Source organism: Burkholderia sp. Ac-20392 (genome assembly GCF_017104585.1).
Classification (GTDB): Bacteria; Pseudomonadota; Gammaproteobacteria; order Burkholderiales; family Burkholderiaceae; genus Burkholderia; species Burkholderia lata.
The window spans coordinates 1-6,907 of record NZ_JAAGPB010000443.1 but is presented as its reverse complement, the minus strand read 5'-3'; the positions used below and the strand labels follow the sequence as shown (position 1 = coordinate 6,907).

The window sequence follows — 6,907 nt, the reverse complement described above, 5'->3', positions numbered from 1 at the left end:
CAACCTGGCCGTCGACGACGCCGGCGATCGCACCGGCCGCGTTCAGGTTGATCGTCGCGCCCGCGTCGATCGTGCCTTGCGCGCCGCCTTCGACCGCGATCGCGATGCCGTTCGCGCCGTTGACGTTGTAGATCGCGTTGCCGGTCGACAGCAGGGTGCCGGCGTCGGTCGCGAGCACGCCGTGCGCGCGCTGGCCGTTGACGTCGGTCGTCAGCGCGCCGGCCGTCGACGTGCCCGTGTAGGCCGCGCCGCCCGCGACGCGGAACAGCGTCGAATCGTCGGTGTCGACGCTGAGGTGCTGCGCGGCGACGTTGATCTTCGAGCCCGCGCCGTACGCGTAGAAGCCGATCTGGTTGGTGCCCGACATGAAGGCCGGCACCGCGTTGGCGCCGACGTTGATCGTCGCGCCCGAGCGTGCATGCACGCCGATCGCGCCGGTGCCCGTCAGGTTGAGCGCGCCGTTGAGCGTGGCCGTGGCGCTCGGCCCTTCGGCCCACACGCCATAGTTGCGCGTGCCCGAGGCCGGATCGAGGCCGCCGGCGACGTTGATCGTGCCGCTCGACAGGGCGGACGTTGCCTGCGTACCGGTGCCGACGACCATGATGCCGATGCCGTTCACGCCGTTCAGCGTGATGGTGCCGGTATTGGTCACGGTCGCGGCCGTGTTGGCCGCGAGCATGCCGACGTTGGCGAGCGGCGTGCCGGCCGCCGCGCCGTTGACGACGATCGTGCCTGCGTTGGTCAGCGTGCCGGAGGTCGAGCCGATGCTCGCCATCGCGGCGCCATTCTGCGTCTGCGAGCCGATCACGATCGTGCCGAGGTTGCTCGCGGTGCCGGTATTGCCGAGCAGGATGCCGTACGCGTGCGCGGCGAGCGCGACGTCGTTTGCCGCTCCGCCGGGCGCGTACTGCGCCGAGCGGCCGAGGTAGATCGTGCCGCCGGCCTGGTTCGTGAAGCTGCCGCCATCGACGAGGCCGCCGATCACCTGGCTGTCGAGCGTCGTCGCATTGACGCCGACGTTGATCGTGCCGGCGTTCGACGCCGTCGCGCCGCCGGTCACGGCGACCGCGTAGTTCTGCAGGTCCGGCTGGTTGCCGTCGAGCGTCCACGCGCCGACGTTCATCACGCCGTTGTTGACGAACGACGTGCCCGCGCCGTTCGCAAACACGCCGTTGCCTTCGGTGTACGCGTGGTAGTCGAAGTTGTTCGGCGGCGTGCTGCCGCTCGTGTCGAAGTCGTCGCCGGACGCGTACCCGGACGAGATCACGCCGTTGTTGACGCCGCTTGCACCGCTCAGCAGGCGCACCAGCGTGAAGTCGCCCGACAGGCGCCCGTCGTTGATGAAGTGCGCGCCGTTCTCCGCGAGGACGGCCGAGCTCGAGACGATCGTGTTGACGCCGCGGAAGTCGATCTGGCCGTCCGTGCCGATGTGCAGTGTCGCGTTCGCGCCCGTGCCGTGCATCGCCGACAGGAAACCGATCGGCAGCGTGTTCTTGTCGCCCGAGGACACGTTGTTCTGATACTGGAAGGTTTGCTGCGAGAACGTGATGGCCTGGCCGAACGCGCTGTCGTAAGCGGCCTGCGAGCCGAGCGCGCCGCTTTGCACCGAGCGCACGAGAAAGTCGTTGTACGCGGCGAGCGTTGCGGCGTCGGTGACGTTCCACGTGCTGCCGTCGAATGCGGTGAAGGTGCCCGCGTAGGCCGGCACGTCGAGCTGGCGGCTGCCGATGGCGCCGCCGTCCGCAACGTAGTCGCCGGTGGTGAACCGGATCTGGTTGCGCGAGTTCCAGTTGACGGTGCTGGTCGTGGCACCCGTGCCGTCCGCGAAGGTCAGGTCGGTCCCCTTTGCGGCCATCGAGATCGCGTTGCCGGCTGCATCGGGCGCATTCGCCGCGTTGCCGATCGACACGTTGAGCGTACCGCCGGTGGCGGTGACGGTGCCGATGCGCGTGTTCACGTACTGATCGCCGTTCACGTCGTGGTAGACGGGCACCTCGGTCGCGCCGGCCGTCGACGCGGAGAACGCGGACGAGTCGTAGGTCGCGACCGACGTGCGGGTGCCGGTGATCGAGTCGGGCGTGCTGACGCTGTGCGTCTTGCCGCCGAGCGACAGTAGCGGCTGGTTCGGGTTGCCCGACACGATGCTCGTGCTGCCGATCGGCGTGAGCGTGTAGCCCGGGTCGCCGCCGGCGCCGGTCCATGCGCCCGACACGCCGACGGTGTCGCCGCCCGAGACGGTGGCGGAGCCTGCCAGGTTGTCGTTGACGGTCGGGCTGAAGCTGCCGGGCGCGCAGGTGCCGCCGTTTGCGACGGCCGTGCCGCCGCCGCAGGTCGATGCATGCGCGGAACCGGCCGACAGCGCGGCCAGCAACGCGCCGAGTGCCACGATGCGAAGCGAGGTCCGGTGCGTTGCCGCGTGCGCGGCGCGGCGGCTCGTGCCGGACGAGTTGCCCGAACGCTTGCCGCGCGCCCGTGCCGTTTCCGCAACCGCGACCCAGCAGCCGGCGGTCTCGCTCCATATCGATCGAAATGAATGATTCACGACAAGCCCCTCTCTCTTCTTTTGATGTGGTTTTCACCGCGGTGCAGTGAAATCGCAATCCGCGGTGGAGAATGGCGTGAATGGGTGTGCGGCGGCCGTGGCCGTTTCTCCGCCAATCGCAATTCATTACACCGAGGATGGGCGGAGTCTATTGATCGTGCGGGTGATGGATTGTCGGGAAGCTAACAAATGCGGCAATCATGCCGTTTTCATCGGATATATTTTGATTGTGTGATGAATCGAACTGAAAGCCTTGGTGGGTAAGGATTTGGTGGGTTTGAGCGATATGAGTCCGCGATTGCTGGATCGGTGAGGTGGCGCACGGTTTGCGCCGGCTTGGTGCGTTAAAATTCGGATCCCGGATTATGTATCGGCCGGGCGTCCGATTTTATTTTGGTCTTTTGATTTATTTCCGTTTGAAAATAAATCAAATCGGGAAAATATGGCGCGGCGTCGCTTCGAGATACTGGATTGGGGTCCGGATGAAGCGGATTCGGTGCTCGGATGGGCGATGGGGTCCGACGGTGAACGTTACCGTATCGCCCGCGCACGAAGCCACCGCCGCGACCGGATGCGGCGAGCCTTCGACTTGCCGCGCCGTGGCGAAAAGATGAAGGGAAGAGGGCGCTGGCGCGCCGGGCTCAGAAGTCGATTGCGTCGTCGGAATCGACTTCGGCGGCTGTGGCGAGCGCCTCGCGTGCGTCGCGCGGCGCCGATGCCGACGCATCGAGCGCCGGATTGCGCAGCTTCTCGAGCACGCGCTCCGGCACCGGGATCCGCATCCGTGCAGCGACGTCGCCGCACTGGAACATGATCAGCTCGCCCGGCTCGAACGCGGTCCAGACTTCGTTGTCGGTGAGCGGCTGCGTCGCGATCACGGCGACGCGATCCTCGGGCGTCGTGTATTTCGCGAAGTCGATCGACAGGTCTTCGTCGACGAGGTGCGCGGTCGAGAACGGCCAGCGCCGCACGAGGTAGTGCAGCCGCGTCGAGCAATGCGCGAACAGCGCCTGGCCGTTCGACATCAGGAAGTTGAATACGCCGTGATCGGTGATGCCGCGCGTCAGCTCGCCGACGCGCTCGAACAGTTCGGGCAACGGCGGCTGCGCGCCGGGAAACGCTTCGCGCAGCCCCTGCATCAGCACGCAGAATGCCTGTTCGCTGTCGGTCGTGCCGACCGGATGGTAGACGCTGCCGTCCATGTCCGGCGCGTAGTCCTGCAGGTCGCCGTTGTGCGCGAAGATCCAGTGCCGGCCCCACAGCTCGCGCATGAACGGATGGCTGTTCTCGAGCAGGATGTGGCCTTGCGTCGCCTTGCGGATGTGCGCGATCGTGTTCTTGGACTTGATCGGGTAGCGTTTCACCATTTCGGCGATCGGCGACGTGGCCGAGGCCTGGTGATCGATGAACAGGCGGCAGGCCTTATCTTCGAAGAACGCGATGCCCCAGCCGTCGGCATGGTGATCGGTGAGCCCGCCCCGGGCCGCGAAACCTGTGAAGGAGAATGTGACGTCCGTCGGCGCGGCGCAGTTCATTCCTAAGAGTTGGCACATTTTACTTGGGGCAGCAGGCTGAGGCGGGGGGTAACGAACCGGGCGAACCCCGGTACAATGCGGCTTCTAGCATATCACCGAGCCCTGAGCGGTAAAAAGCGGATTCCGCTGGCCAAAGGCCCCGTGTTGCGGTTTGCCGTCAGTCGGCCCGCGGCACGCGTGTTCCGGCCCCGCCGACGGCCAGCCCGTTCCTCACGACGCCTCCTATGACTGCCTCGAACGCTTCTTCCCCGGCGACGCTCTCGCTCGCCCGTCCCGACGACTGGCACCTGCACCTGCGAGACGGCGACATGCTGGCCGCCGTGCTGCCGCACACTGCACGCCAGTTCGGCCGCGCCATCGTCATGCCGAACCTGAAGCCGCCGGTGACGACCACCGCGCAGGCGCAGGCCTATCGCGAGCGCATCCTCGCCGCGCTGCCGGTCGGGATGACGTTCGAACCGCTGATGACGCTGTACCTGACCGACAACACGCCGCCCGACGAGATCCGCCGCGCGCGCGAAAGCGGCTTCGTGCACGGCGTGAAGCTGTATCCGGCCGGCGCGACGACGAATTCCGACCACGGCGTCACCGATCTCGCGAAATGCGCGAAGACGCTCGAGGCGATGCAGGAAACCGGTATGCCGCTGCTCGTGCACGGCGAAGTGACCGATGCATCGATCGACCTGTTCGACCGCGAGAAGGTCTTCATCGACCGCGTGATGACGCCGCTGCGCCGCGATTTCCCGGGCCTGAAGGTCGTGTTCGAACACATCACGACGAAGGACGCGGCCGACTACGTGCGCGACGCCGACGCGGCGCCCGGCCTGCTCGGCGCGACGATCACCGCGCATCACCTGCTGTACAACCGCAATGCGCTGTTCGTCGGCGGGATTCGCCCGCATTACTACTGCCTGCCGGTGCTGAAGCGCGAGACGCATCGCGTCGCGCTGGTCGAGGCCGCGACGTCGGGCAACCCGCGCTTCTTCCTCGGTACCGACAGCGCGCCGCATGCGCGCGACGCGAAGGAAACCGCGTGCGGCTGCGCGGGCTGCTACACGGCGCTGCACGCGCTCGAACTGTATGCGGAAGCGTTCGACACGGCCGGCGCGCTCGACAAGCTGGAAGGCTTCGCGAGCTTCTTCGGCGCCGATTTCTACGGGCTGCCGCGCAGCGCCGAGACGGTCACGCTGCGTCGCGAGGCGTGGGAACTGCCGCGCGAGATCTTCGCGGGCGATACGCCCGTCGTGCCGCTGCGTGGCGGCGAGACGATCGGCTGGAAACTGGCGTGACCTTCGCGCCGCCGCGCGAGCCCGGCCACACGGCCGGCAGCGCTCGGTGCTAGAATGCGCGTCGCAAAGCAGGCTAGGCAGTCGCGGCCTCGCCGCCTTCGGGCGCGCGGGGGCGAGGAAAGTCCGGACTCCACAGGGCAGGGTGATGGCTAACGGCCATCCGTGGCGACACGCGGAACAGGGCAACAGAAAGCAAACCGCCGATGGCCCGGCGCAAGCCGGGATCAGGTAAGGGTGAAACGGTGCGGTAAGAGCGCACCGCGGCGACGGCGACGTTCGCCGGCACGGTAACCTCCACCCGGAGCAATTCCAAGTAGGCAGGCGCGCATTTTCGGATGCAGGACGGGGCCCCCGTCTCGTCTGCGGGTAGGAAGCTTGAGCGCGTCAGCAATGGCGCGCCTAGAGGAATGGCTGCCACGCGTTGCGTGCTTCGGCGCGCAGCGTGCACAGAATCCGGCTTATCGGCCTGCTTTGCCGTTCGAATGCGAAAGGGCCGGCGTCTCCCCACGGAGCGCCGGCCCTTTTTTCATGTGCGCTCGCCGTGCGTTCAGGCGGCGACGATGTCGAACGAATGCGTGAGTTCGGCCGTCTTCGCGATCATGATCGACGCGGAGCAATACTTGTCGTGCGACAGGTTGATCGCGCGTTCGACCGTGGACGGGTTCAGGTTGCGCCCGGTGACGGTGAAGTGGAAGTGCACCTTCGTGAATACCTTCGGATCTTCGCTCGCGCGCTCGGCCTTCAGCGTGACCGAGCAGCCGCTGACTTCCTGGCGGCTTTTCTTCAGGATCAGCACGACGTCATAGGCCGTGCAGCCGCCGGTGCCGAGCAGCACCATTTCCATCGGGCGCGGCGCGAGGTTGTGGCCGCCGCCTTCGGGCGCGCCATCCATCGTGACGAGGTGGCCGCTGCCGGTCTCGGCGGAAAACGCCATGCCGTCCTGGCCCATCCAGCTTACTTTGCATTCCATGCTTGCACTCCAGCGTTGCCTGATTCGGATTCGATCCGGCATTGTAGCCCGCTGCGCAACGGTCGGCTGATGCGCTGCACGACGTGCAATGCAGGCGCCGCACGAGCGACGCGCCGGACGGCCAATTTCCGCTCGAATTTAGGGGTTTTGCTCTAGAAGAGGGTGGTTCCTGACCCTGTCTCACGGTGTCAGGTGGTTGATTTTAAAGGGAAAATAAATTTTTCAAACGAGTTTCAAGAAATTCCGCATTATGGTGTTTGATTTCGTAATGCAAATTTTCTTGTGGAGTCGGCGACGCGTTCGTATAATGAGCCTCATTGGTTGTCGCGCTGCGGCAACCTCCGAATGTCTCCTCCACCCTCCTCCTATGGTGGATTAAGCCCGAACCAGCCGTTCGGGCTTTTTTTCGTCCCATGCAAACATCGGCGCGCGGCTTGCGCGCCCCGGCATCGTTACACCGGTTGCTTGGCGGCCGGCTGCGATGTCGCGCCGGGCAACGTGCCGGGCGAGCGTGCGTCAGGTGCCGGCGCGTGGACGGCCGACGCATGGCCGTGCCCGCGCGCGCAGAAGT

At 66.2% G+C, this 6,907-nt stretch carries 4 protein-coding genes and 1 other RNA gene; 2 read left to right on the top strand and 3 right to left on the bottom strand.

Annotated elements, in window-relative coordinates; all coding sequences use genetic code 11:
• Both G3N99_RS31485 and G3N99_RS31480 read right to left on the bottom strand, forming a co-directional pair.
• On the bottom strand, positions 1-2,542 hold a 2,542-nt coding region (locus G3N99_RS31485; protein WP_206124335.1), incomplete at its 3' end, for an ESPR domain-containing protein.
• 641 nt (positions 2,543-3,183) lie between these two features.
• Positions 3,184-4,095 (bottom strand): class II glutamine amidotransferase, encoded by a 912-nt coding sequence (locus G3N99_RS31480; RefSeq protein ID WP_174939187.1) that lies wholly within the window; start codon positions 4,093-4,095, stop codon positions 3,184-3,186.
• Between the two features lie 206 nt (positions 4,096-4,301).
• On the opposite strand from G3N99_RS31480, the gene pyrC reads away from it, so the two are divergent.
• Together pyrC and rnpB are read left to right on the top strand one after the other, a co-directional pair.
• Complete coding sequence (gene pyrC, locus G3N99_RS31475) at positions 4,302-5,366, top strand: dihydroorotase (protein WP_206124334.1); 1,065 nt, start codon at positions 4,302-4,304, stop codon at positions 5,364-5,366.
• Positions 5,367-5,431: 65 nt separating this feature from the next.
• Positions 5,432-5,843, top strand: an RNA gene (gene rnpB / locus G3N99_RS31470) — RNase P RNA component class A.
• Positions 5,844-5,913: 70 nt separating this feature from the next.
• Here rnpB and G3N99_RS31465 read toward each other — a convergent pair.
• Positions 5,914-6,378, bottom strand: a complete 465-nt coding sequence (locus tag G3N99_RS31465; RefSeq protein ID WP_081436573.1) for an OsmC family protein — start codon at positions 6,376-6,378, stop codon at positions 5,914-5,916.
• Positions 6,379-6,907 lie beyond the last annotated feature (529 nt).

Bases quoted from the DNA above. Each gene is read 5' to 3' on its own strand.
- G3N99_RS31480 (WP_174939187.1), bottom strand. From the start codon at position 4,095: ATGTGCCAACTCTTAGGAATGAACTGCGCCGCGCCGACGGACGTCACA.
- pyrC (WP_206124334.1), top strand. From the start codon at position 4,302: ATGACTGCCTCGAACGCTTCTTCCCCGGCGACGCTCTCGCTCGCCCGT.
- G3N99_RS31465 (WP_081436573.1), bottom strand. From the start codon at position 6,378: ATGCCGGATCGAATCCGAATCAGGCAACGCTGGAGTGCAAGCATGGAA.